Raw genomic sequence first — 23,265 nt, 5'->3', positions numbered from 1 at the left:
TGCCCGGACGGTGACGAACCCCGACGAAGTGCTGTTTCTCACCCTCCCGTGGCCGGAGGTCTGCCTCGCCACGGGTAGGCTGACGGATCGTTGTGCCGCTGTGCGGTGTTGATGGTTCGTCCGTCAATGTCCGGATGGCGCGTAGGCGGGGAATCGTGCCGCACCGTGCGGATGCTCGTTCTCCGTCTGCGGGGGCCCGGCGGCCGTTCGCAGGGTTGGAAGAAGCACTACCGATGGGCGAGGGGTACGCATGACTGACACCGGCCAGATCCCGGGTGAGGGGCAGCCGGAGAATGCAGGCGCTCAGCCGGAGGTCCAGCAGCCGGGAACGCCGGCCGCGGACTCCTACCCCTACGCGGGGCCGGCCGACGCCGCGGTCGGCGCACCCGCCCCCGGGGCGGAGGGGGACCTGCTGCTCCCGGGCTCGCACGGTGCCTGGAACGAGGCGCAGCCGGGCGCGGGCATGCACGAGGTGTACGGCCAGGAGGTCTACGCCCAGCACGACGCGTACCCGCAGCACGACGCCTACGGCAACCCCGTCGCGTACGGCAGGCACGCAGCCGCCCCGCAGTCCGGTGATCAGCCGCAGGAGCAGATGCCGCCCGTACCCGGACCGCACGAGAGGGAGGGCCGCGACTCGGGCTCCTTCGACTACGGCGCCGTACGGGCCTCCCTCGACGGCCAGGAGAGCCCGCAGGGCACGGCGAAGACGGCGGCACCGGAGCCCGCCGCACCCAACCCGCCCCGGCGCCCCCTCCACATGGGGCCGCCGGAGCCGGAGCAGTCCGGGGCGGTGCTTCCGCTCTCCGACAGGGGCCCCGGCAACCCCGCGCCTGGGCCGGGGCAGAAGTCGGCACCGGTGCCCGGCGCCGTCACTGCCGCCCCGCAGCGCCCGGCGACGGCGCAGGCGGTGCAGCAGGCCGAGAACACGGTGCCGCAGGGTGAGTTCGGGTCCGAGCAGGGTCCTGCCACAGGCGGCCCGGAGTACTACGAGTTCGCCCATCAGGACCCGGAGACCCTGCCGGGCCCCCAGCTCGGTGCGCTGCCGCCGCACGACGGGCAGTGGGACTACCAGGGGCTGAGCGCCGAAGCGGCCGCAGCGGGCCACATGGCGCAGGACGCCGCGTATCTCGCCGATGGTCCCCGACTCGCGTCTCCCGGTGCTGAGATGACGGGACAGCAGGACGACCCTGCGCAGCCGGTCGAGCCGGTCGAGCCGGTCGAGCCGGTCGCGGACCCGGCAGCCGCAATGTCCGGGGACGCCCAGGAGCAGCAGGTGCCGGAGCAGCAGGGACCGTACGAGCAACAGGCCGCGGCGGAGCACGCACCGGATGCCGCGACAGCCGAGGGAGCGACTCCTCCGGAGCCGCAGCCGGCACCGGAGGACACCGCCGGCGAGGGGAAGCGGCGCCGGGCGGGCGGTGAGCCCGAGCCGGAGAGTACGGGCAACACCTGGGTCTCCTCGCCCGGTTCGACGGCGGTGGAGGCGATCGAGCCGCAGACACCGCAGGCTGCCGAGACCGGTCCGGTGCCGGGTGGCGAAGCCCAGGCCGACGCCCCCGTACAGGCGGAGGAGCAGGGGGACGGCGGCGCCGGGACGGCAGAAGCCGGCACGGGGGACCTGCAGACCGACGTCACCGCCCAGCCGGCGCCGATCCCCTCCCCGGCACAGGAGCAGGGGGACGGCGGACAGGAGAGCGGCACGGCGGCGAGCCCCCAGGACGGTGCGGCGGAGCCGGGCGCCGGCCAGGAATCCGCCGGCGGCGAAGCGGCTGTCGCCGGGATTCCCGCTCAGCAGCAGGCGGAGCACCCCGAGTCCATGGCCGCCGACAACCGGTCCGGACAGTCCGGCCAGGTTTCCGGCGGCGGAGAAGGCGCAGCCGGGGCCGAAACCGGCGGGAACGAGGCTGCCGGGATGGTCCCCAGGCAAGGACAGCATGCGGCGCCCGAGCCCGCGCCCGCGCCGGAGGCGGCGGCAGGCGACGCCCGGACCGCGGCGGCGGCCGCGGCGGACGGTACCGGCAACGCCGGGGGAGCGGAGGGCGGTCCGGAGCAGGACGCGTCCGCGGCCGGCACCGAGGCAGAGGCGGCGAACAGCACCGGGACGGACACCCAGGCCGACGGCGGCCCCGCGGCCGAAGAGGCGGACGCGGCCGACGAGTCCGCGTCCGAGTCCGCGTCCGATTCCGATTCCGAGGCCGGGTCGGCTGCCGAGCCCGAGGCCGAGGCCACTGCTGAGCCGGTCGGGCCCCCGGCACCCGGCTTCGCCGACGACGAGCGCGAAGCCGTGCACCGTCTCATGCGTGAACGCCGAGACATCCGCAACGGCTTCCGTCCCGACCCGATCCCGCACGAGGTGCTGCTGCGCGTCCTCGAGGCGGCCCATACGGCGCCCAGCGTGGGCCACTCCCAGCCGTGGGACTTCGTCGTCATCCGCTCCGAGGAGACCCGCCGCGCCATGCACGAGTTGGCCGAGCGCCAGCGTGAGGCGTACGCCAAGTCCCTGCCCAAGGGCCGCGCGAAGCAGTTCAAGGAACTGAAGATCGAGGCGATCCTCGAGACACCCGTCAACATCGTCGTCACCGCGGATTCCACCCGCGGCGGGCGTCACACCCTGGGCCGCCACACCCAGCCCCAGATGGCCCCGTACTCCTCCGCCCTCGCCGTGGAGAACCTGTGGCTCGCCGCCCGCGCCGAGGGCCTCGGGGTCGGCTGGGTCAGCTTCTTCGACGAGCGCGAGATGGTCCGCGCCCTCGAACTGCCCGAGCATCTGGAGGTCGTGGCCTACCTGTGCGTCGGGTACGTCGACGAGTTCCCGCCCGAGCCCGAGCTGGCCCAGGCGGGCTGGTCCAAGCGCCGCCCCTTGTCGTGGGTGGTGCACGAGGAGTCCTACGGGCGCCGGGTCCTGCCCGGGGCCGAGCCGCAGGATCTGCTGTCCGACACCGTCGCCGCGATCCGTCCGCTGGACGCCAAGGCGCTCGGCGAGGCGTGGGAGCGGCAGAAGCGCATGACGAAGCCCGCCGGTGCGCTCGGCATGCTGGAGATCATCTCCGCGCAGTTGTGCGGCCTCTCTCGTCAGTGCCCTCCTCCGCTGCCGGAACCCGCCGCCGTCGCGATCTTCGCGGGGGACCACGGCGTGCACGCCCAGGGCGTGACTCCGTGGCCGCAGGAGGTGACGGGCCAGATGGTCGCCAACTTCCTCGGCGGGGGAGCCGTCTGCAACGCCTTCGCCAACCAGGTCGGTGCCGAGGTCTGCGTCGTCGACGTCGGGGTCGTGGCCGAACTCCCGGCGACGCCCGGCCTGTTGCCCCGCAAGGTCCGGGCCGGAACGGCCGACATGACGCAGGGTCCCGCGCTCACCCGCGAAGAGGCGCTGAGCGCGGTCGAGGTGGGCATCGAGACCGCCAGGGACCTCGTGGCGGCGGGCAACAAGGCGCTGCTCACGGGCGAGATGGGCATCGCCAACACCACTGTCTCGGCGGCGCTGATCTCGGTCTGCACGGGCGTCGACCCCGCCGAGGTCACGGGACGCGGCACCGGCATCAACGACGAGACGCACGCCCGCAAGGTCGACGTCGTGCGCCGGGCCCTGGAGCTGCACCAGCCCGATCCCGCCGATCCGCTCGGTCTGCTGGCCGCGATCGGCGGCCTGGAGCATGCGGCGCTGGTCGGCCTGATCCTCGGTGCGGCTTCGCTGCGTACGCCCGTGATCCTGGACGGCGTCAGCGCCGGTGCCGCCGCGCTCGTGGCCCGCTGCGTCGCGCCCGAGTCGCTGGCCGCGTGCATCGCCGGGCACCGCAGTTCGGAGCCGGGGCACGTGGCGGCCCTCACCAAGCTCGGCCTGCGCCCCCTGGTGGACCTGGATCTGCGGCTCGGGGAGGGCACCGGTGCGCTGCTCTCACTCCCGCTGGTGCAGAGCGCGGCACGCGCCATGCACGAAGTCGCGACCTTCGACTCGGCGGGAGTGACGGGCAAGAGCTGACGGGACCGGCCGTACCGCACGCGGCGGCCGGTCGCCCGCCGGCCGCATCGTGATCTGCGGAACTGCGGCCCCACCGCATCCCGCCATAGGCTGTACGGGTGTACGGGGTCGGAAGCTCCCGTACACCGACCGCCCCGGGCGGCGCACCCGTACCGCCGCCGTACCGTTACGCCCTCGCACCCGCTCACCGCCGTCCGTACGCACCTCGACGCACCTCACGCCGCTCCAGCGCCGCAGCGGCCCACTCCGCAAGCAAGGAGCCGCACGCGCCATGTCCGAGTCCCCGACCGGGCCCGCCTCCCACGCCCCGGCGCAAGCCGGGACCGACCACCCCGCGTACCCCGTCGGCCTGCGCCTCTCCGGGCGGCGGGTCGTGATCGTGGGCGGCGGGAGCGTCGCACAGCGCCGGCTGCCCGCACTGCTGGCCGCGGGCGCCGACGTGGTGGTGATCTCTCCGTCGGTCACGCCCTCCGTCGAGGCCATGGCGGACGCGGGCGAGGTGGCCTGGGAGCGCCGCCCGTACGCGCCGGGCGACCTGGCCGAGGCGTGGTACGCGCTGGTCGCCACCGACGACCCGGCGACCAACACGGCGGCGTCCGCCGAGGCCGAGGAACGCCGCGTCTGGTGCGTACGGAGCGACGAGGCCGCCGCGGCGACCGCATGGACACCGGCGACGGGACACAGCGAGGGCGTCACGGTCGCCGTACTCACCGGGAACGATCCGCGCCGCTCCGCCGCCGTGCGCGACGCCGTCGTCGAGGGCCTCCACGACGGCACTCTCAGCGCCCCGCGCCACAGGGCACGCCATGCGGGAGTGGCACTCGTCGGAGGCGGTCCGGGCGATCCCGACCTGATCACCGTGCGGGGCCGCAGGCTGCTCGCGGAGGCGGACGTGGTCGTCGCCGACCGCCTCGGACCGCGCGACCTCCTCGCCGAACTGCCCCCGCACGTCGAGGTGATCGACGCCGCCAAGATCCCCTACGGCCGGGCCATGGCGCAGGAGGTCATCAACGACACCCTGATCGAGCACGCCAAGGCCGGCCGGTTCGTCGTACGTCTCAAGGGCGGCGACCCCTTCGTCTTCGGACGCGGCATGGAGGAGGCCGAGCAGCTGGCCGAGGCCGGCATCCCCGTCACCGTCGTGCCCGGCATCACGAGCGCCGTGAGTGTTCCGGCCGCCGTGGGCATCCCCGTCACACACCGCGGTGTCGCCCACGAGTTCACCGTCCTCAGCGGTCACGTCGCGCCCGACGACCCGAGTTCGCTCATCGACTGGGAGGCGCTCGCCCGTCTCGGCGGCACCCTGGTACTGCTCATGGCCGTGGAGCGGATCGGCGCCATCGCGGAGACGCTGGTACGGCACGGCAGGGACGCGGCCACGCCGGTCGCCGTCGTGCAGGAGGGGACGATGGCGGGGGAGCGCCGCGTGGACGCCACCCTGGCGACCGTGGCGGAGCGTGCCGCCGCCGAAGCCGTGCGTCCGCCGGCGGTCGTCGTCATCGGCGACGTGGTCTCCCTCGGCACGCACGTGCGTCCCTGACCCCGACCCTGACACCGACTCCGACCACGACTCCGATACGGGTGCCACGTCGCGCACGCGGCCCGTTCCGGAAGACACGCACCACGACCACAACCGGAAGCAGCAGTGGCCCGATTCATCACGGTCGACGACCCCCGTCACCCTTCGCTCGCCGACTTCACCGGCCTCACCGACGTCGAGCTCCGCCGCCGCCGCGAGCCCGCCGAGGGGCTGTTCATCGCCGAGGGTGAGAAGGTCATCCGCCGTGCCCTGCAGGCCGGTTACCCGATGCGCTCCATGCTGCTGTCCGCCAAGTGGGCAGAGCAGATGAGGGACGTCCTCGACACCGTGGACGCTCCCGCGTACGTGGTGGCCCCCGAACTGGCGGAGGAGGTCACCGGTTACCACGTGCACCGGGGCGCGCTCGCCTCGATGGGACGCAAGGCCCTCCCCGGTCCGCTGACGCTGCTGGCCTCCGCGCGCCGCGTGGCCGTCATGGAAGCGGTCAACGACCACACCAACATCGGCGCGATCTTCCGCAGCGCCGCCGCCCTCGGCATGGACGGGGTGCTCCTCTCACCGTCCTGCGCGGACCCGCTCTACCGCCGTTCCGTGAAGGTCTCCATGGGGGCGGTCTTCTCCGTTCCCTATGCGCGGCTGGGCAGTTGGCCCCATGACCTGCAATCCGTGCGGGAAGCGGGCTTCGTGCTGCTGGCCCTCACCCCCGAAGAGCATGCGGTGCCCCTGGACGAGGTGACGGCACGGCGTCCGGACCGTGTGGCCCTGATGCTCGGCGCGGAAGGCGAGGGCCTGTCCCGCCGTGCACTCGAGGCGGCCGACGAACGCGTCCGCATCCCGATGGCGCACGGTGTGGACTCGCTGAACGTGGGCGCCGCCGCGGCAGTCGCCTTCTACGCGGTGACCAGGGAGTGAACGCGCCCGGGGCTCCCGGGGAGGGGGCCGGGTGACGGACCGGACGGGCGCGCCGGTGACGTCGACGTCTCCCTGACGGCCGGGCATGCGCGGCGCCGCCGGAGACGGACCCCGGCGTGTGGAAGGGGTGCCCTGGGGAACGGGCGCTCAGGGCTGCCGCGCGGCTCCGTCCGCATGCGGACGCTCCGGCACCTGCACCACCGGTACGGAACGCTGCGGTGCGGATCCCGCATCGCCGTCGGGGCCCTGACATCCCTGCGCCGTCGCGATGCCGAGCGCGACCAGCACCGTCACCGTCACGAAGACCACGAGCCGCTGCCGCAGCAGCCGCCGGTTCGTCGCCGGGGTGCGCCGGGGGCCGGTCGCGGGCCTCCGCGCCCGACCACCGCGCGTGGCAGGCCGGTTGGCGCCACCGCGGGTTGCGGTCCTCGGTGCGCTGCGGCCCGTGCCCGTGCCAGTGCGCTCGCCGGTCCGGGGCGTCGACCCGCGTGGTGCTCCAGGTTCCGAGCCGTGCCCCGTTCCCGCCCCGTGCTGGGTGCCGCTCACGGCAGTGTGACCGCGGTCGCTGCGCTCCCGGTTGCGTTCCGGGCCGCGCCTGTCGGGACGCTGACGGGACGGATGCTCGTCGGTGCGGCGTCCACGGGAACGCTCAGCCGGCGTCCTGCCCCGCGGCCCGCCCGCGCCTCCCCGTACACCCGGCGCACGCGACGAACCGGACGGCAGGCCGGACCGGTTGAGACCGTGGGCCCCCGCATCGGTGGTCCGGGCGGCTCCCTGCGGTCCGCCGCCCCCGGCCGCACCGTCGCCCGCCGGGCGGCCGTCGCCGGTGGTCCCCGGCCCGTGGAGGCCGCCGACGCCCTCGGAGAGGCCGCGTGCCTCCCGCGCCGCGATCTCCTTGAGGCGCAGCGACAGCTGAAGGGGGCTCGGACGCTCCTCCGGGGCCTTGACCAGACACGCCTGGATCAGCGGTGCGAGCGCGGCGTGTACGTGTTCCAGCTGAGGCTCCTCGTGCACCACCCGATAGAGCATCACCTCCGAACTGCCCTGCCCGAAGGGCGAGTCGGCCGTCGCCGCGTACGCGAGCGTCGCCCCGAGAGCGAACACGTCCGTAGCCGGGGTGACCAGCGCGCCCCTCACCTGCTCCGGGGCGAGGAAGCCGGGCGATCCGACAGCCGTGCCCACGTGCGTGAGCGTGCTCGCGCCCGTCGCCCAGGCGATGCCGAAGTCGATGATGCGCGGGCCCTTGGGGGAGAGCAGGATGTTCGAGGGCTTCAGATCGCGGTGCACGACCCCCGCTTCGTGAACGGCCACGAGACCTTCCGCCAACGACGCCCCGATGGAGGCGACTTGACTGGGCGGCAGCGAACCGTGCTCGTTGACCTTGTCGTGCAGCGAGGGCCCGGGCACGTACTGGGTGGCGAACCACGGGCGGTCGGCGTCCAGGTCGGCCGCCACGAGCCGCGCGGTGCAGCCGCCGCGGATGCGCCGGGCGGCAGAGACCTCCCGCGCGAAGCGTGAGCGGAACTCCTGGTCCTCGGCCAGATCCGGACGGATGACCTTCAGCGCGACCCGCTGCCCGCGACGGTCGGACCCGAGGTAGACGACGCCCATGCCGCCGGCCCCCAGCCGCCGGTGAAGCTTGAACGTACCGACGACTCGCGGGTCCTCGCGTCGGAGCCGCATCATCGCCATCTCGTTCCCCTGCCTCCGGTGGGAAGGCCCGTCCCCTGCCCACGGGGGAGGCCACTTCATCCGTAACCCGGTTACGTGCGTCTGACGAGCACAGCTTACGGACTGCCGCGACCTGGCGACGACAGGCCGCGCACGCGGCGCAGCAGGGATTGCCGGGCGCGGTGGCCGGATCGCCCCGCTCGCTCCCAACTCGACGCCCGACGCAGGTGTGCCGCTCGCGCCGGTGGGCAACACCCCGTTCACACAACCGAATTGACGGGACGGCACATGACTCGGTCCATCCGGCGGCCGGGGCGGTCGGCATCCCGGTCCCGGCCCGGGACGACCGCGTGCGACGGGCCCGTGCGACACCTTCCACGCGGACGGAGAGGAGCCCGAGGTGAGGGATGTCACCGGCGTATCACCCGGAAACCGCCCGGGTGTTGGGCGCAGCCGCCCCCGGACCGCGGCCGGGTCGTGTCCCGGCGGGCGGATGCCGGGACGAGGCCGCGGTCAGGCCACAGCCGGCGACCCCCGTACCGACCCCTCCGGGAAGACCCCGGTACCGGGACGCACGCCTCCACCCTGGGGAGTATCCGGCGGCCTCCGCCGTCATCCTGCGGGAGGCCCCGCAGCCGATACGCGGGCATGACGCCCGGCGGTACCGCACACACCTAGTCTTGTGGCAAGCGGCGGGCGCTGCACTCGTCCCCCGAGGTCAAACGCCCGCCGCCCCTGGATTCGACAGGAGCTGACCATGGCGCACACAGCAGGGCGCACGGCAAGCCGCACGCGGGAGCGGCTGGCGGCCGTCGCCGACATCGGCACCCGGCCGAGTGGCCGCAGGCATCCGCTTGTGGCGGCTGCCATGGTTCTGCCCCTGGCCATCATCCTCGCGATCGTCTTCGGGGCGGTCCAGGCGGTGGTCACACAGGCGTCGTCCGTGGCCGGAATGCTGGGGCACTGAAGCAGTGCCCCAGGCTCGGGAGAGCGGCCCGAGTCGGGGATACCCGGCCGTCAGCCCCGTGGGGACGGGGGTGCGGCGGACGGCATTGAGGTCCGGGCAGCTGGGGAGCTGCCCGGACCTCACGTTCCGGTACCCGGCCGGTGAACGTCACCCGACGGCCCGTCAGCGGCCGTGCGGCTTCCGCGGTACTACCCTCGCCCTGTGATGACTCCGCAGATCGCCGGCAGCCGGTACGTCAGCCTCACCACCTTCAAGCGCGACGGCACCGCCGTGCCGACGCCCGTATGGGCCGTCGAGGACGAGGGGGAGCTGCTCGTGTGGACCAGGGACGACAGCGGCAAGGTCAAACGCATCCGCAACAGCGGACGCGTCACCGTCACGCCCTGCGACGTGCGGGGCCGTACCGAGGAGGACGCGCCCACGGCGGAGGGCAGCGCGAGGCTGATGACCGAGCCGGACGGGCTGAAGCGGGTGCGCAGGGCGATGGCACGGAAGTACGGCTGGCAGTTCCGCGTCACCGACACCGGTGGCGCCCTCTTCAGGCTGGGGAAGCGTCCGCACGTCGGGATCGCCGTCACCCTGTGATCCCCGGGAGCGGCCTGCTGCTCTCCCCGCCCGCGCCGCAACGTCTCCCGGCAATTCCGGGCACTTCCCGGCGCGCAGGCGCAGCCCGTCGCGTACTCCCCGGGAGGTAGCGGGAGCCCCGCCGGCCGTACGACGACGGGGCCGCCCCACCGGGGCGACTCTCGGAAGCGAAGCACTGAACACCCTTCGCAACCGAGGAGTTGGCCGACATGTTCGACTTGGCGCAATGGCACGGCGGCGCGGGCCCCGGCCCGTGGATTCTGCTCTTCCCCCTGATCTGGACCACCGTCATCGCCGGGGCGGTCGTCCTGCTGCGGCGCGCCGTCCGGCGGGGGCGGCGCGGCCCGTGGCACGGCGGCGGTCCTGCCGCGGCAGCGGCCGCGCACCGCGAGAACGCCCCCGTGGACCTGCTGGGGCGGCGCTTCGCCTCCGGCGAGATCGACGAGGACGAGTACTGGCGACGCCTGTCCGTCCTGCAGGAGGGCGGCCGGCCGTAAGAGGACGGTCCGGCATGGGGTACCGCTGCACACGCCGGGGTCCGGTGGCGGCCTGGGGCTGCGAGAAGCGGAACCGGGGGCGCAGCAACGGAGCCGGAGCCGGGGGCGGGCGGTCGTCCGGCCGCCCGCAGCGGCTTCAGGCGTGAGCTGTGCGTGGCTGCCGTGCTTCGGGTGCGGCGGCCACCGTCACCCGAACGGGCTTCCGTCCTCTCCGGGCGTCCCGGGCACGGGGCCGGCGGCGGCGAGGGAGGGGAGCGCGGGCCCGGTTCCGGTCAGGGCCGCGCACTGCAGCGGCGTACCGAGGACGACGGGGAGCGTGAACCAGACGACTTTTCCCGAACCGTCGTGCTGTGCCCGCATGCCCCAGCTGTCGCTGACGGCTGCGATGAGGGCGAGTCCCCGCCCGCTGGTCGCCGTCGACTGCGCGGCGCGCAGGCGGGGCAGCCGGGGATCGTGGTCCCGCACGGAGACGGTCAGCCGGTCCCTGAGAAAGACGAGTTCGACAGTGCAGTGCTTGTCCGGTCCGGTGTGCCGGTGGACGTTCGTGAGCAGCTCGGTGACGCCGAGAGCGGCGGCGTCGATCAGCGGGTCCAGTCGCCAGTGGTGCAGCTGCGCGGTGACGATGCGGCGCACCTGTCCGATGCGTGAAGGCAGAGCGTTGAACTCGACCGCGCAGTGAGTGCGCGACCGTGCTGCGGCCCGGCCCGTCATGTCGGCCGCTCCCACCCCGGGGACAGGCCGGCGCATTGCGAGATGCATGTGAGGAAGGACACAGCCACAGGATGGGCCGGTGCAGCAGTGCCCGCAACGCGGACGGGGCACTGACGGGTTACGCCACGGCGCGCACGGACCGCGCGGACGCCTCCGAAGCGCACCACGCACAACTGCACCTCAACCGCACTGCAACCGCAGGAACCGGTGCCGGGCCTCCGCGCCAGGTACCGCTCGGCCCGCCCCCGCCCGCCGTCTCAGGTCCCGAGCACGCCCCGCTCGGCGGCCGCCTTGGCGCGGGCCGTACGGACGGCGCTGAGCAGCCCCGCCCGCCGGCCGAGGCCGAGCTGGAGCACGTAGCGCGTGCCGCCCATCGTCGCCAGCGCACTGTCCGGCATCCCGTAGCCGCTGATGCGCACCTTGTCGAGAGGAGCGCTGTCGATCTCGCTGCCGTAGCTGGTCATGAGCACCAGCTGGCCGTCCCGTACCTGGACGTGCCCCGCCCGGGTGAGTGAGCGCAGCATCCGCCGTATCCGAACCCCGCCCGCGTCGTACTCCGGCTCCGCCACCGTTACCTCCCACCAGTCCACAGCGGCATGGGTTCCCCGGCCTGCCGCCATATACCCTCTGTGAAGTGTGCACGCAAGCTGCGTGCTCCACCAGAGGGCCCTCCTATGATCGGCCTGTGAGCACCACCGATCCGCCTCCCGCCCCCGGAGACGAGCAAGCCGGCACAGAACGGACGGCCTCCGCGTCCGTCGCCGCGGCCGCCGCCACCCTCGACGTCGACCGCAGCGACGCGGACTACCGCGCCTGGCTGAAAGAAGCCGTCCGCCGGGTGCAGGCCGACAACAACCGCAGTGCCGACACGCATCTGCTCGCCTTCCCGCTGCCCGAGGCGTGGGGCGTCGACCTGTACCTCAAGGACGAGTCGACCCATCCCACCGGCAGCCTCAAGCACCGGCTTGCGCGCTCCCTGTTCCTCTACGGGCTCTGCAACGGCTGGATCCGGCCAGGCAGGCCGGTCATCGAGGCGTCCTCCGGCTCCACCGCGGTCAGCGAGGCGTACTTCGCGAAGCTGATCGGGGTCCCCTTCATCGCGGTGATGCCGCGCACGACGAGCCGCGAGAAGACACGGCTGATCGAGTTCCATGGCGGGCAGTGCCATCTCGTCCGGGACGCGCGGACGGTGTACGAGGTCTCTGCCGCCCTCGCGGTGGAGACCGGCGGCCACTACATGGACCAGTTCACCTACGCCGAGCGGGCGACCGACTGGCGGGGCAACAACAACATCGCCGAGTCGATCTACGAGCAGATGAAGCTCGAACGGTTCCCGGAACCCGCATGGATCGTCGCCACCGCGGGGACCGGCGGCACCTCCGCGACCGTCGCCCGCTACGTGCGCTACATGCAGTACGACACCCGCGTGTGCGTCCCCGACCCGGAGAACTCCTGCTTCTTCGACGGATGGCTCGGCGGCGACAACGAGGCTGTCAGTGACAGCAGTTCACGCATCGAGGGAATCGGGCGGCCCCGGATGGAGCCGAGCTTCCTCACCAGCGCCGTCGACCGGATGATGAAGGTACCGGACGCCGCCAGCGTCGCGGCCGTACGGGCGCTGGAGCGGGCCACCGGCCGCCGGGCCGGAGGATCCACTGGCACAGGGCTGTGGAGTGCGCTGAAGATCGTCGCGGAGATGACCGGACGGGGCGGGACGGGCAGCGTGGTCACGCTGATCTGCGACCCCGGAGAGCGCTACCTGGACAAGTACTACTCGGACGCGTGGCTGAGGGAACAGGGGCTCGACATCGCTCCGTACACCGCGACGATCGAGACGTTCCTGGCCACCGGCCGCTGGCCCGCCGAACGGCCCCGGGACGCTGCGGACGCACCCTAGGCTAGGAGCCCGGGCCGCGCTGCTTCCGTACGGGGACGCGGTCGAGCACGATGCCGAAGTGCTCGCGGTAGGCGGACCGCACGGCGTCACCGGCGAGTTCCTCCTCGTGCCGTCCGGCTGCGCCGGTGACCGTCAGGGTGCTGCCGCTCAACGTGATCCGGCCGTCCCCGGTCAGGCGGGAGCACACCGTCGACTGTGTGAAGTGGGACTTGGGCGAGGTGCGGTGCCACCAGCAGCCGAGCTCGAAGTCGGCGAGCGTGCGCGGACGTTGCTCGATCCGGTACTGCGGGACGCCGTCCCGGTGCACGTCCAGGTCGCCCTGCGGGGTTTCCTCGATACGGAACAGGCCGCCGGGGTCCACCTGTTCGTCCCGTGAGTCCAGGCGCAGCGGATACTCGCTGTGCCGCCCGAACCCGACGTCCACCAGCCAGGGCTGCGGCGTCTCCACGCGCAGCGCGAGGTGGTCGAAGAGCGGCCCCGGTCCATCGGCGCCGAAGACCCGCGCCGCCAGGAGCGTCACGGGGAAGCCCAGCGTGCTGAGCAACGCGGCGAACGCGCCGTTGAGTTCGTAGCAGAAACCCCCGCGACGGCTCTCGGTGATCTTGTCCGTGAGTGCCTCCGGCTCCAGCACGATGTCCTCGCCCAGATGCACGCTCAGATTCTCGAACGGAACGGTGAGCAGATGCTGCCTGTGCAGACGGCGCAGTGTCTCCGCGTCCGGTCGTTCCGGGCTGCACACGCCGAGGCGGGCGAGGTAGGCCCCGCTGCGCGACGAGTCGATCCGAAGGCCGTTCATGGCCTCTGTTATCCCAGCTCCCGGGCGGCTGTGCATCCGGCCGGCGGACTACGTCCGGCGGAGGAGGGGCCCTGGGGCTGCCGGGGTACCCGTACGCCCTGTCGGGGGGAGGGAGCTTCAGTCCCCTGTCCGCCGCTGCTCTTCGCGCTCCTGGGCGCCCTCGTCCTCACCCGCGACGACGAGTTCCGGCAGATGGTCCTGGATCTCCGCGCGGGCCCCGTCCGGCAGGCCGCCGTCCGTCACCAGAGTGTCGACGTCCCGGAGCGTGGCGAACGAACTCAGGCCCACCGTCCCCCATTTGGTGTGGTCCGCGACCACGACGACGCGGCGCGCGGCGCCGACGAAACGCCGGTTCGTCTCCGCCTCCGCCAAGTTGGGGGTCGAGAGCCCGGCCTCCACCGATATGCCGTGCACACCGAGGAAGAGCACATCGAAGTGGAGCGAACGGATGGCGGCATCCGCGACCGGTCCCACCAGCGAGTCCGAGGGCGTCCGCATCCCGCCCGTCAGCACCACCGTCGCCGCACCCGGACGGGGTGAGCGCGCACCGCCCGGGCCGCGGTGCGCGGTGTGGAAGACGTCCGCCACGCGTACGGAGTTGGTGACCACGGTCAGATCGGGAACCTCCACGAGCTGCTGCGCCAGCGCGTACGTCGTCGTGCCGCCGGAGAGCGCGATCGCGCTGCCGGGCTGCGCCATCACGGCCGCCGCACGCGCGATCTCCGTCTTCGCCGACGTCTCCAGGGACGACTTGGCCTCGAACCCGGGCTCGTGGGTGCTGGCGTCCGCGAGAGGCACCGCGCCGCCGTGCACCTTCTCCAGGGCGCCCTGGCGGGCGAGGGTGTCGAGATCGCGGCGGACCGTCATGTCCGAGACCATCAGCTTCCGGGTCAGCTCGTTGACCCGGGCGCCGCCGTGCCGCCGGACCTCCTCGAGGATCAGCGCCCGCCGCTGCTCCGCCAGCAGGTTGTGGTTGTCGCCCACCGCGCTTTCCGTCCCTTCCTCCGCCGCACGCCCCGCGCGGACATCCTCCCATGTGGTGAAAGCCCCGGCGCACGTCACGATTTCGCGTGGCTTCTCCGTGGAGAGGCTGCGGGCGTCCTCCCCCGGGCAGGATGCTGAGGCGATCGCGACCGTACCGACGACCTCGGGGGAGCAGCACATTGCCGGAGCACGGGAACAGCAGCGCACTGCAGAGCGTGGCGCGAACTGCCCCGCCGGAGTCGGGAGTCGAGCCGCCGCCCGGCCTGAACCTCGAACTGCTCGTGCACGGGGTCGGCGGTACGACCCCTGAGGAGATGCTCGGCGACCCGCGCATCGAGTGCGTCACCGGCGACGCGACCGCCGCCGTGTACCGGCGCACCGACGACGTCGACGCGGAGGCCCGGCCGGAGGACTACCGCGACAAGCCCGTTCCCGAGGCCTACTCGTGGTCCAACCTCACCTCCGGCAACGGCGCCCGCGCCCTGTGGCTCATCCTGCTGCCGTTCATGGTCGCCAACCTCGCCCACTGGATGCGTCCGGCCGCACACGGGCGGCACGCCGCGGTCCGTCTGCACGGGGTGCTGGTGCGGCTCGTCGCGCTCAGCCTGACGGTGCTGCTGGTGGCGGCCGCCTGCGAGGTGGCGCTCGACCTGGTCGCCTGGCAGTGCGCCGGCTCCGCCGCCTGCGCGGACGAACGCTCCTGGCTCGGGTTCATGGCGCAGAGCCCGTCGGGGGAGGGCGGCTGGTGGAGCCAGCCCGGCCGCCGGCTCGCGCTGGCAGCGGTGGTGCCCGCCGTGCTGAACGTGCTGCTGTGGTGGCTCTCGCACCGCACGTGGGCGGCCTACGAGTCGCAGCGTCCGCTGCGCACGGAGATCACCGAGTACGACGCGGAGGCCCGGGAGCGGCCGGCGCTGTGTCTCCCGGGGTTCTGGTACGGCAAGCGCCTCGTGGCACGGCTGCGTGCGGCGCACACCGCTGCGGGGTTCCTCACGGTCGCGGCGGCACTGACCGCCGCGACGACACGCTACGACCGGAAACCCGGCGGGAGCCCGGGACTCGACGCCGTGGGCTGGCTGCTGGAGGTGCTCGTCGTCGCCTGCGCGGTGTGGGTGGTGTACGTGGTGTGCCGGCGCGGACGGAAGGAGAGCGAACCGGACGACGCGCTGGACAAGATCACCGTGCGGGCCCTGCCCGGCCTCACCGTGGCCGTCCTCGTGCTCGCCGTGGCCCACGCGGCCTGGTCACGCCCCGAGTGGATCTCCGCGGGGGGCGAGCTGCCGGGCGACGAGACCTTCGGCGTACTCGCTGTCGGGCAGGGGGTCCTGGTGGCGGCCCTGGGCGTCATCGGCCTGCTGCTGCACCGGCGGCAGCCCGTACCGCGGACGGTGCTGAAGGGGCTGGGCGCCCCGGCCGTCGCGATGCTCGCCTGTGCGCTGGGCGGGGTGATGTCGGGCGGAGTGACGCAGCGCGTCGGCGACTGGCTGGACGGTTCCGGCACGCCCGGCGCGGGTGACGGGCTCATCGAAGGGCCGCCGATCCTCCTGACCTGGCAGTCCTCGGCCATCCCGGTGCTGCTGGGCGCCGTCCTCGTGATGCTGTCGTTCTTACTGGTCCGACTGGGCCGCCGCAGCCGGGAGTTGACGGACGACGTCGAGCGCGGCTACCCCGGCTCCCTTCCCGATCCCTCCCGTTCACGCCGCATCGCCTCCGTCGTCGCACGGGCCGCGCTCACCGACTCGGCGCCCTGGACGGTCGGCGCCGTTGCTCTGATCACGCTGCTGCTCGGTGCGGCCGGCGTGCTGGGCACCTGGCTCACGCGTGAGGTGCCTGGCCGGGCGGCGGACGGGATGCCGGGCTTCGTCGACGGATTCGCCGACACCGCGCAGGCGCTGGGGTCCTGGCTCATCGGCTTCGCCTTCGTCCTGCTGGTCGCCTGGGGCCGCCGCGCCTACCGGGACCCGTCGGCACGCCGCACCATCGGCATCCTGTGGGACGTCGGCACCTTCTGGCCCCGTGCGGCACACCCCTTCGCCCCGCCCTGCTACGCCGAGCGCGCCGTGCCCGACCTGGCCTGGCGCATGGCCACCTGGACCGAACAGACCGGCGGACGGCTGGTGATCTCCGGCCACTCCCAGGGGAGCGTCCTGGCCGCGGCAGCCGTGTGGCACCTGGACCCCGGAACGCGCGGGCAGATCGCGCTGCTCACCTACGGGTCGCCCCTGGAGCGGCTCTACGGGCGCTGGTTCCCCGCCTACTTCGGGCCGCGGCAGCTGCACGACCTGCACCATCAAGTGGACTGCTGGCGCAACCTGTGGCGCCTGACCGACCCCATAGGCGGCCCTGTCGATCACGCAGGCGGCGGTGACGTACCGGGAGTGGACAGAGGACCGCTGCTGGACCCCCTCGAGTACGGCCGTACGGTCCGGCATCCGCTCCCGGCCCCGATCCTCGGGCACAGCGAGTACCAGGCTGATCCTCTGTTCGACGAGGAGCGGGACCGCCTGCTGGCGCGACTGCGCACCGGGGAGCCCGCCCCCGGATGTGCGGCCCGGACCCCCGAGGCCCAGGCGCCCGCCGGCCCCGGCGCCCTGCCGCGTCAGTCGGACGGCCTGGAGAGCAGCGGTGACCGGATGCCGCCCGGTCAGAGCGAGTCCGGCAAGTCCTCCACGTAGAGGAGCGTCAGGTCGTCGGTGTCGGGGTCGGGGAGCTGCGCCACCCGTCCCGCGTGCCGTTCGACCATCGCTTCGAATGTCTGCCGCGCGGTGCGTCCGTTGCCGAAGGTGGGGCCCTTCGGCAACGCCGTGAAGTACTTCAGCAGCGCCTCGGTGGCCCCTTGCGCGAGCTGGTATTCGTGCTCCTGCGCCTGCTGTTCGACGATGTGCAGCAGCTCTTCCGGCGCGTAGTCGCCGAAGGTGATGGTGCGTGAGAAGCGGGACGCCACACCGGGGTTGACGGCGAGGAACCGGGTCATCTCCGTGGTGTAGCCGGCCGCGATGACCACCACCTCCTCGCGGTGGTCCTCCATCAGCTTCACCAGCGTGTCGATGGCCTCCCGGCCGAAGTCACGTCCGCCGTCCTCCGGCGAGAGGGCGTACGCCTCGTCGATGAAGAGGACGCCGCCGCGTGCCCGGTCGAACGCCTCCTGGGTGCGGATCGCGGTGGAGCCGATGTGTTCGCCGACCAGGTCGACGCGGGAGACCTCCAGGAGGTGCCCGCGCTGCAGCACGCCCAGGGAATGCAGGATCTCGCCGTACAGCCGCGCGACGGTGGTCTTGCCGGTGCCGGGCGATCCGGTGAAGACCAGATGCCTGCGTACCGAGGCCGCCTTGAGTCCCGCCTTCTGCCGGCGGCGCCCCACCTCGATCATGTCGGTGAGGGCACGGACCTCCCGTTTGACGCTCTCCAGGCCCACGAGGGCGTCCAGTTCGCCCAGCACCTCCTTCGCGGGGCGGGCGGGCTCCGCGTCGTTCTGCGTGGCGTCGGTGGTGGCGCCGGTCGCCGGAGCGGCGTCGGCCTGCTGCTCGGGTGTCTGCTTCGGCGCCGTCAGCGGCGCGGTGAGCAGCCCGGCTCCCGCGGGGGACGGTTCGGCGGGGGGCGGGGTGGGGGCGGGGCTGACGGGCGCGGCGCTCTGGTCGCTCGTGCAGTCCTCGACGACGGGCCCTTCCTCGGCGAACTCGTAGCCGCCGCGCGTGCACCGCTCCGTCCGGCAGCGGCGCAGCGTCGTACGGCAGCCGTCGATGACGTGGAAGCCGTAGCCCTTGGAGCCGGTGACCCGGCAGCCGTGGAAGGTGCCGCGCCCGCCCGCGGAGACGTAGAAACCGGCCTCCTCGGGTGAAGTGACCGTGCAGCGCTCGACGTTGGGGTCGGCCCCCTTGGTGACGATGAAACCGGTGGCGACGCCGTCGACCGTGCAGTTGGCGAGGGTGCCGCCGCTGCCGTGGTCGCGGAACCAGGCACCGGTGGCCGCCTCCCGGATGCGGCAGTCGTCGAGCTGCACCGTCGCGCCGTCGCTCACCGACACCGCGGTGCCGCGCACCTGGGTCAGGTCGCTGTCGACGACGTCGGCCCGCGAGCCCCTGTCGAGGACGAAGAGGGCGTCGGGCACGGTGTGCACGCGGCAGGAGTCGAGCACGACCGTCGCGCCGTCACTGATCCACACCGCGGGGTAGTCGCCCGTACTCTCGTGGATCTCGCAGTTGTTGGCGTCGGCACGGGTGCCCGGGTCCCATACGGACAGGCCGTTGCGTCCGAAGCGCCGCACAGTGGAGCGGGTGAGGGTGAGAACCGAACGGGAGCGCAGGTCGAGGGCGTTCTCGGGGATGTCGTGGATGTCGCAGTCGGCGAGAGTGAGGACGGCGTCCGTGTCCATGGTGACGCCGTCGGCCGACGTGCGGTGCACCCGGCAGTCGGTCAGGTGGCCGGTGGCGCGTGAGACGACCTGCACGCCGGTGCCCTTGATCTCGTAGACCTCGCAGCCCACGGCCTCCGCCGCACTGCCCTCGCCGTGCAGCGAGAGCCCGGCCCCCGTGGCGTGGTGCACGCGGCAGCGCTCGAGCCTCGGATGCGCGCCGTCGCGCACGGATATGCCGGACTGGCCTGCGGAGACGACCTCGCACTCCTCGTAGACGCCGCCCGCCCCGCCCGTCACGCTGATGCCGATGCCGGCGGGGTTGTCGACGGTGCAGCGCCGCACCGTGGGGCGGGCCCCGGCCCGGACCTCGATGCCGGCTGCCGAACGCGTCATCACCCGGAGGCCGTTGAGCTCTGCGGCGCCGTCCTCGACGAGGAGGGCGGGCGACGCCGCGTCCTGCGCCTCGATCTGCAGGTCCTGCACGACGGCGGAGGACCGGACGGTCAGAGCCACCCCCTCGGCGGGGGCGATGCGAACGGAGCCGGACGCGGCGCGTTCGGGGCCGCGCAGGGTGACGGTGCGGTCGAGTACCAGGTTCTCCCGGTACGTTCCGGGGGCCACGGTCACCACATCACCGTCGGAGGCGACCTCCAGGGCGGCGGCGAGAGAGGCGTACTCTCCCGTGCGGCGCCGCCACCGCGACGTTCCGGCGTGCGTCACCTGCACCGAGCCCTGTGCCATTGACAGTTGTGCCCCAACTTCGAAGGTTTCCACTGCGCGTGGGAACGCGCACGAGAGATGCACCACCGTAGCGTGCGCGCGGAGGTGCTCACTGCACGCGTCCGCACTCCGGGCGCCGCCACCGGCGCGGGAGAGCCACGCCGGTGCGGGCTTGCACAAAGTCCGGAGCCCGCTCAGTAGTTGGAGCCCGTGCGTCCCCAGTCGGGGCCGATGCGCGCCCACTCCTCGTCCCATCGCGCGTAGCGGCGCCTCAGCAACTGCTGAACGGTCAGGCGCCGTCCGGTCTCCGCGGCGGCAGCGGCGCCGACAGCGGCGGCAAGTCCCGCGAGAGCGGCGTAGGAGGAAGCCGTGCCGGGACTCATGGGGCGCTTGACGACGCGGCCCTCCGCGTCCGTCCAGACGCGGAAGCGGTCACCGGGCTGCACATGGTGCTTCGTGGCGACAGTGCTCTTGTGACTGCTGCCGTCCGGAGCGGCCCAGTGCGCCACCACACGGTGCCGCTCGGGGCTCTGCGCGGCCGTCTCGGGATCGGTGTCCAGCGGGGCACGCGTCTGCACCGACTCAGCGGTCGCCCACACCTGGTGACGGCTGCGCTGCTGTTCCTTCGCGTTCTTCAGAAGAGCATCGTGCGCGGCGGAAGTTCCCAGCCATCCGACGGCTGGAGTGATGACGACGATCAGAACTACGGCACAGAGTGCCAGCCACGCTTCGCGGCGGTCGCTGCGGCGGCACAGCGGATTGCCGCGCCAGCGCCACAGGCCGACGATCGAGCGCATGACTTCTCACCCCCTTCTCCACGTTCGCAGGTACCTCTTGCCGGGCGGTACATGCCTGGGCCAGGCGCGAAGAGACTCAGATCACCGGAACGCGGTCAACGTTCCGGCCGGCATTCCAGCGCCCGGACCGGCGGCGCGGGGCGCCCTCCAGGGTCTCCGTGTGCCTCCCGCGTGGAGTACGGATTCTACTCCGCGGGACTGACCCCCGCCGTGACGGGGGGCACCCGGTGACATCCTCGGTACACAACTGCCGCCACAGGGTGTTTCCAGTAGCTGCGCAATGGCTTCACCCGGCACGAAGCGGCCGCGGAGGCTGCCGCCCCGGGAGACGGCCGGCGCCCCGGGGAGGGGTTCACCCGCAGGCCCCCGGCCACTTCCACTCCGCGACCTCCGGCAGGTCGATGCCGTGCTCACGGATCCAGGCGTGATGCCGGGTCCGTACGTCCGCCATCTTCTGCCGGAGGCCGGTCGCCTCCACTCCCAGACCGGGAGTGCGGTCGATGACGTCCATCACCAGCCGGTAGCGGTCCATGTCGTTGCGCACCACCATGTCGAACGGGGTCGTCGTCGCCCCCATCTCCTTGTAGCCGCGTACGTGGAGCGAGCCGTGCACGGCCCGGCGGTAGGAGAGCCGGTGCACGAGCCAGGGGTAGCCGTGGTAGGCGAAGACGACGGGCCGGTCCCGGGTGAAGACGGCGTCGAACTCGGCGTCGGACAGCCCGTGAGGATGCTCGGACCGCGGCATCAGACGGGCGATGTCGACGACGTTCACCACCCGGACCGCCAGCTGCGGCAGATGTTCGCGGAGCAGCGAGGCCGCGGCCAGCGTCTCCTGCGTGGGCACGTCCCCTGCGCATGCCAGCACCACGTCGGGTTCCCTGCCGCCCGCTTCGGTGCCCGCCCACTCCCAGACGCCCAGGCCCCGCGCGCAGTGACCGCGGGCCTCCTCCAGGTCCAGCCAGTCGAAGCACTGCTGCTTCCCGGCCACCACGACGTTCACGGTGTCGCGTGTGCGCAGCACATGATCGGCCACGCACAGGAGCGTGTTGGCGTCCGGCGGGAGGTAGACCCGTACGACCTGCGGACTCTTGTTCAGGATGTGGTCGATGAAACCGGGGTCCTGGTGGGAGAAGCCGTTGTGGTCCTGCCGCCAGGCGTGCGACGTGAGCAGGTAGTTGAGCGAGGCGAGGGGCCGCCGCCACGGCACTTCGCGCGCGCTCTGCAGCCACTTGACGTGCTGTCCGGCCATGCTGGCCACGATGTGCGCGAACGCCTCGTAGGAGGCGAACAGTCCGTGCCGTCCCGTCAGGACGTAGCCCTCCAGCCAGCCCTGGCACATGTGCTCGGAGAGCACTTCGAGTACGCGGCCGTGCGGGCCCAGGTCCTCGTCGGTGTCCAGCGTCTGCGCCTGCCAACCGCGGGGGGTGGCTGCGAAGACTCCGTCGAGGTGGTTCGAGGCGGTCTCGTCCGGGCCGACCATGCGGAAGTCGCGCCGCTCCGCGGTCGCTTCGAAGAGTTCCGTCAGCAGGCCGCCGAGCACCCGTGTCGGCTCGTGGGAGGTGCTCCCCGGCGTCTTCAGCGCGACGGCGTGCCGCTCCAGCGGGGGGAGCGGCAGATCGCGCACCAGCCGGCCGCCGTCGGCGTGCGCCACCGCACCCAGCCTCCGGTCGCCTTCGGGTACGCAGGCCAGGACGTCCGCGGCGGGCCTGCCCTGTCCGTCGAAGAGCTCCTCGGGACGGTACGAGCGCAGCCACTCCTCCAACTGCCGCAGCCGGTGGGGGTCTTCGGCGACGCCGGTCAGCGGGACCTGGTGCGAGCGCCAGGTGTCCTCGACCGGTTTGCCCCCGACGTACCGCGGGCCCGTCCAGCCCTTGGGCGTACGCAGCACCAGCACCGGCCAGCGGGGCCGGTGCTGCTCGCCGCCGCTGCCGGCGCGCGCGCGAGCCTCGCGCTGGTGGAGACCGACGCGCTCCACCGCCGTGTCGAAGGCGGCCGCCAGCGCGCGGTGCGTCTCGGCCGGGGGAGTGCCGGGGTGTGCGGTGACGTGGATCGGGTCGTGTCCGTAGCCCCGGAGCAGGGAGTCGAGTTCGTCCTCCGGGAGCCGGGCGAGCACCGTGGGGTTCGCGATCTTGTAGCCGTTGAGATGGAGGACCGGCAGCACCGCGCCGTCGTGCACGGGGTCGAGGAACTTGTTGGAGTGCCACGACGCGGCAAGGGGTGCCGTCTCGGCCTCTCCGTCGCCGATGACGGCGCACACCAGCAGGCCGGGGTTGTCGAACGCCGCACCGTAGGCGTGTGCCAGCGCGTACCCCAGTTCCCCGCCCTCCTGGATCGAACCGGGCACGTCCGGAGCGGTGTGGCTGGGCAGGCCGCCCGGATGGGAGAAGTCACGGAAGAGCCGGAGCATGCCCTCGGCGTCCCGCGCACGGTCCGGGTCGTACTCCCCGAACGTGCCTTCCAGCCACGCGCCCGCGAGCACCGCCGGGGCACCGTGACCGGGCCCCCATACGCACATCGCCTCCTGACCGTGCCTTCGGACGACCCTGTTGAGGTGCGTGTAGACCAGCCCGAGACCGGGAGCCGAGCCCCAGTGCCCCAGCAGCCGCGGCTTGACGTGCTCCGCACGCAGCGGCTCACGCAGCAGCGGATTGCCGCGCAGGTAGAGCTGGCAGGCGGAGAGGTAGTTGAGGGCACGCCAGTGGGCGTCCAGCTGTGCCGTTTCCTCGTCGGAGAGAGCGGAGTGCGTATGCATGCCGGATGGGTACCAGGGAGTGCGGTGGCTGACACTCGCGGCGCCTGCCGCGAGGCGCATCCGAACCGTGGCGGATTGTCCCGGTCCAGGCGTTGCCTGGTGC

Annotated in this window: 16 protein-coding genes; 8 read left to right on the top strand and 8 right to left on the bottom strand. The window is 72.9% G+C overall.

The window, feature by feature from the left end; all coding sequences use genetic code 11:
* The first annotated feature begins 250 nt into the window (after positions 1-250).
* The 3 genes from cobT to ACFPA8_RS21645 all read left to right on the top strand — a co-directional run bounded on the left by cobT (position 251) and on the right by ACFPA8_RS21645 (position 6,434).
* Complete coding sequence (gene cobT / locus ACFPA8_RS21655; RefSeq protein WP_386451057.1) at positions 251-3,982, top strand: nicotinate-nucleotide--dimethylbenzimidazole phosphoribosyltransferase; 3,732 nt, start codon at positions 251-253, stop codon at positions 3,980-3,982.
* A gap of 271 nt (positions 3,983-4,253) precedes the next feature.
* The gene (cobA, locus tag ACFPA8_RS21650) at positions 4,254-5,522 is read left to right on the top strand and encodes a uroporphyrinogen-III C-methyltransferase (protein ID WP_386451055.1); all 1,269 of its coding nucleotides are present in this window, start codon (positions 4,254-4,256) and stop codon (positions 5,520-5,522) included.
* A 105-nt stretch (positions 5,523-5,627) separates the two neighbouring features.
* Positions 5,628-6,434, top strand: coding sequence for a TrmH family RNA methyltransferase (locus ACFPA8_RS21645; protein WP_386451053.1), 807 nt, complete (start codon positions 5,628-5,630; stop codon positions 6,432-6,434).
* 147 nt (positions 6,435-6,581) lie between these two features.
* Here ACFPA8_RS21645 and ACFPA8_RS21640 read toward each other — a convergent pair whose 3' ends face one another.
* Complete coding sequence (locus ACFPA8_RS21640) at positions 6,582-8,126, bottom strand: serine/threonine-protein kinase (protein ID WP_386451051.1); 1,545 nt, start codon at positions 8,124-8,126, stop codon at positions 6,582-6,584.
* A gap of 736 nt (positions 8,127-8,862) precedes the next feature.
* Between ACFPA8_RS21640 and ACFPA8_RS21635 the strand changes: the two genes are divergently transcribed.
* The 3 genes from ACFPA8_RS21635 (at position 8,863) to ACFPA8_RS21625 (ending at position 10,154) form a co-directional block, all read left to right on the top strand.
* Positions 8,863-9,072 carry a hypothetical protein gene (locus ACFPA8_RS21635; RefSeq protein ID WP_386451049.1) on the top strand — a complete coding sequence of 70 codons (210 nt, stop codon included), beginning with the start codon at positions 8,863-8,865 and terminating at the stop codon, positions 9,070-9,072.
* Positions 9,073-9,276: 204 nt separating this feature from the next.
* Positions 9,277-9,657 carry a PPOX class F420-dependent oxidoreductase gene (locus tag ACFPA8_RS21630; RefSeq protein ID WP_386451485.1) on the top strand — a complete coding sequence of 127 codons (381 nt, stop codon included), beginning with the start codon at positions 9,277-9,279 and terminating at the stop codon, positions 9,655-9,657.
* A gap of 209 nt (positions 9,658-9,866) precedes the next feature.
* A complete protein-coding gene (locus ACFPA8_RS21625; protein WP_386451047.1) occupies positions 9,867-10,154 on the top strand; it encodes an SHOCT domain-containing protein in 288 nt (95 codons plus the stop codon).
* A 186-nt stretch (positions 10,155-10,340) separates the two neighbouring features.
* On the opposite strand, the gene ACFPA8_RS21620 is transcribed toward ACFPA8_RS21625, so the two are convergent.
* Positions 10,341-10,865, bottom strand: a complete 525-nt coding sequence (locus ACFPA8_RS21620; RefSeq protein ID WP_386451484.1) for an ATP-binding protein — start codon at positions 10,863-10,865, stop codon at positions 10,341-10,343.
* Between the two features lie 257 nt (positions 10,866-11,122).
* Positions 11,123-11,434 (bottom strand): hypothetical protein, encoded by a 312-nt coding sequence (locus tag ACFPA8_RS21615; protein WP_386451045.1) that lies wholly within the window; start codon positions 11,432-11,434, stop codon positions 11,123-11,125.
* Between the two features lie 248 nt (positions 11,435-11,682).
* On the opposite strand from ACFPA8_RS21615, the gene ACFPA8_RS21610 reads away from it, so the two are divergent.
* A complete protein-coding gene (locus ACFPA8_RS21610) occupies positions 11,683-12,762 on the top strand; it encodes a PLP-dependent cysteine synthase family protein (RefSeq protein WP_386451482.1) in 1,080 nt (359 codons plus the stop codon).
* Position 12,763: 1 nt separating this feature from the next.
* On the opposite strand, the gene ACFPA8_RS21605 is transcribed toward ACFPA8_RS21610, so the two are convergent.
* Both ACFPA8_RS21605 and ACFPA8_RS21600 read right to left on the bottom strand, forming a co-directional pair.
* Positions 12,764-13,558, bottom strand: coding sequence for an arylamine N-acetyltransferase family protein (locus ACFPA8_RS21605; RefSeq protein ID WP_386451043.1), 795 nt, complete (start codon positions 13,556-13,558; stop codon positions 12,764-12,766).
* A 117-nt stretch (positions 13,559-13,675) separates the two neighbouring features.
* Positions 13,676-14,542 carry a DeoR/GlpR family DNA-binding transcription regulator gene (locus ACFPA8_RS21600; protein ID WP_386451041.1) on the bottom strand — a complete coding sequence of 289 codons (867 nt, stop codon included), beginning with the start codon at positions 14,540-14,542 and terminating at the stop codon, positions 13,676-13,678.
* A 215-nt stretch (positions 14,543-14,757) separates the two neighbouring features.
* Here ACFPA8_RS21600 and ACFPA8_RS21595 point away from each other — a divergent pair, with 215 nt between their 5' ends.
* Entirely contained in the window at positions 14,758-17,214 is a 2,457-nt protein-coding gene (locus ACFPA8_RS21595; protein ID WP_386451039.1) for a hypothetical protein, read from the top strand.
* On the opposite strand, the gene ACFPA8_RS21590 is transcribed toward ACFPA8_RS21595, so the two are convergent.
* The 3 genes from ACFPA8_RS21590 to ACFPA8_RS21580 all read right to left on the bottom strand — a co-directional run bounded on the left by ACFPA8_RS21590 (position 17,184) and on the right by ACFPA8_RS21580 (position 23,162).
* Positions 17,184-19,634, bottom strand: a complete 2,451-nt coding sequence (locus tag ACFPA8_RS21590; protein WP_386451037.1) for a right-handed parallel beta-helix repeat-containing protein — start codon at positions 19,632-19,634, stop codon at positions 17,184-17,186. The two genes, ACFPA8_RS21595 and ACFPA8_RS21590, sit on opposite strands and share 31 nt — an antisense overlap.
* 173 nt (positions 19,635-19,807) lie before the next feature.
* Positions 19,808-20,410 carry an Rv1733c family protein gene (locus ACFPA8_RS21585; protein ID WP_386451035.1) on the bottom strand — a complete coding sequence of 201 codons (603 nt, stop codon included), beginning with the start codon at positions 20,408-20,410 and terminating at the stop codon, positions 19,808-19,810.
* Positions 20,411-20,762: 352 nt separating this feature from the next.
* Positions 20,763-23,162: a phosphoketolase family protein gene (locus tag ACFPA8_RS21580; RefSeq protein ID WP_386451033.1), complete on the bottom strand. Its 2,400-nt coding sequence runs from the start codon at positions 23,160-23,162 to the stop codon at positions 20,763-20,765.
* Positions 23,163-23,265: the final 103 nt, after the last annotated feature.

It is taken from the genome of Streptomyces ovatisporus (genome assembly GCF_042653885.1).
Lineage (GTDB): Bacteria > Actinomycetota > Actinomycetes > Streptomycetales > Streptomycetaceae > Streptomyces > Streptomyces ovatisporus.
Note: the sequence above shows the minus strand (reverse complement) of the source record. Positions and strands in the feature narration are given on the sequence as shown.

Excerpts from the sequence above, each read along its gene's own strand:
- cobA (WP_386451055.1), top strand. The coding sequence starts at position 4,254 with ATGTCCGAGTCCCCGACCGGGCCCGCCTCCCACGCCCCGGCGCAAGCC.
- ACFPA8_RS21605 (WP_386451043.1), bottom strand. The coding sequence starts at position 13,558 with ATGAACGGCCTTCGGATCGACTCGTCGCGCAGCGGGGCCTACCTCGCC.
- ACFPA8_RS21630 (WP_386451485.1), top strand. The coding sequence starts at position 9,277 with ATGACTCCGCAGATCGCCGGCAGCCGGTACGTCAGCCTCACCACCTTC.
- ACFPA8_RS21580 (WP_386451033.1), bottom strand. The coding sequence starts at position 23,162 with ATGCATACGCACTCCGCTCTCTCCGACGAGGAAACGGCACAGCTGGAC.
- ACFPA8_RS21625 (WP_386451047.1), top strand. The coding sequence starts at position 9,867 with ATGTTCGACTTGGCGCAATGGCACGGCGGCGCGGGCCCCGGCCCGTGG.
- ACFPA8_RS21640 (WP_386451051.1), bottom strand. The coding sequence starts at position 8,126 with ATGGCGATGATGCGGCTCCGACGCGAGGACCCGCGAGTCGTCGGTACG.
- ACFPA8_RS21635 (WP_386451049.1), top strand. The coding sequence starts at position 8,863 with ATGGCGCACACAGCAGGGCGCACGGCAAGCCGCACGCGGGAGCGGCTG.
- cobT (WP_386451057.1), top strand. The coding sequence starts at position 251 with ATGACTGACACCGGCCAGATCCCGGGTGAGGGGCAGCCGGAGAATGCA.
- ACFPA8_RS21590 (WP_386451037.1), bottom strand. The coding sequence starts at position 19,634 with ATGGCACAGGGCTCGGTGCAGGTGACGCACGCCGGAACGTCGCGGTGG.
- ACFPA8_RS21585 (WP_386451035.1), bottom strand. The coding sequence starts at position 20,410 with ATGCGCTCGATCGTCGGCCTGTGGCGCTGGCGCGGCAATCCGCTGTGC.
- ACFPA8_RS21620 (WP_386451484.1), bottom strand. The coding sequence starts at position 10,865 with ATGACGGGCCGGGCCGCAGCACGGTCGCGCACTCACTGCGCGGTCGAG.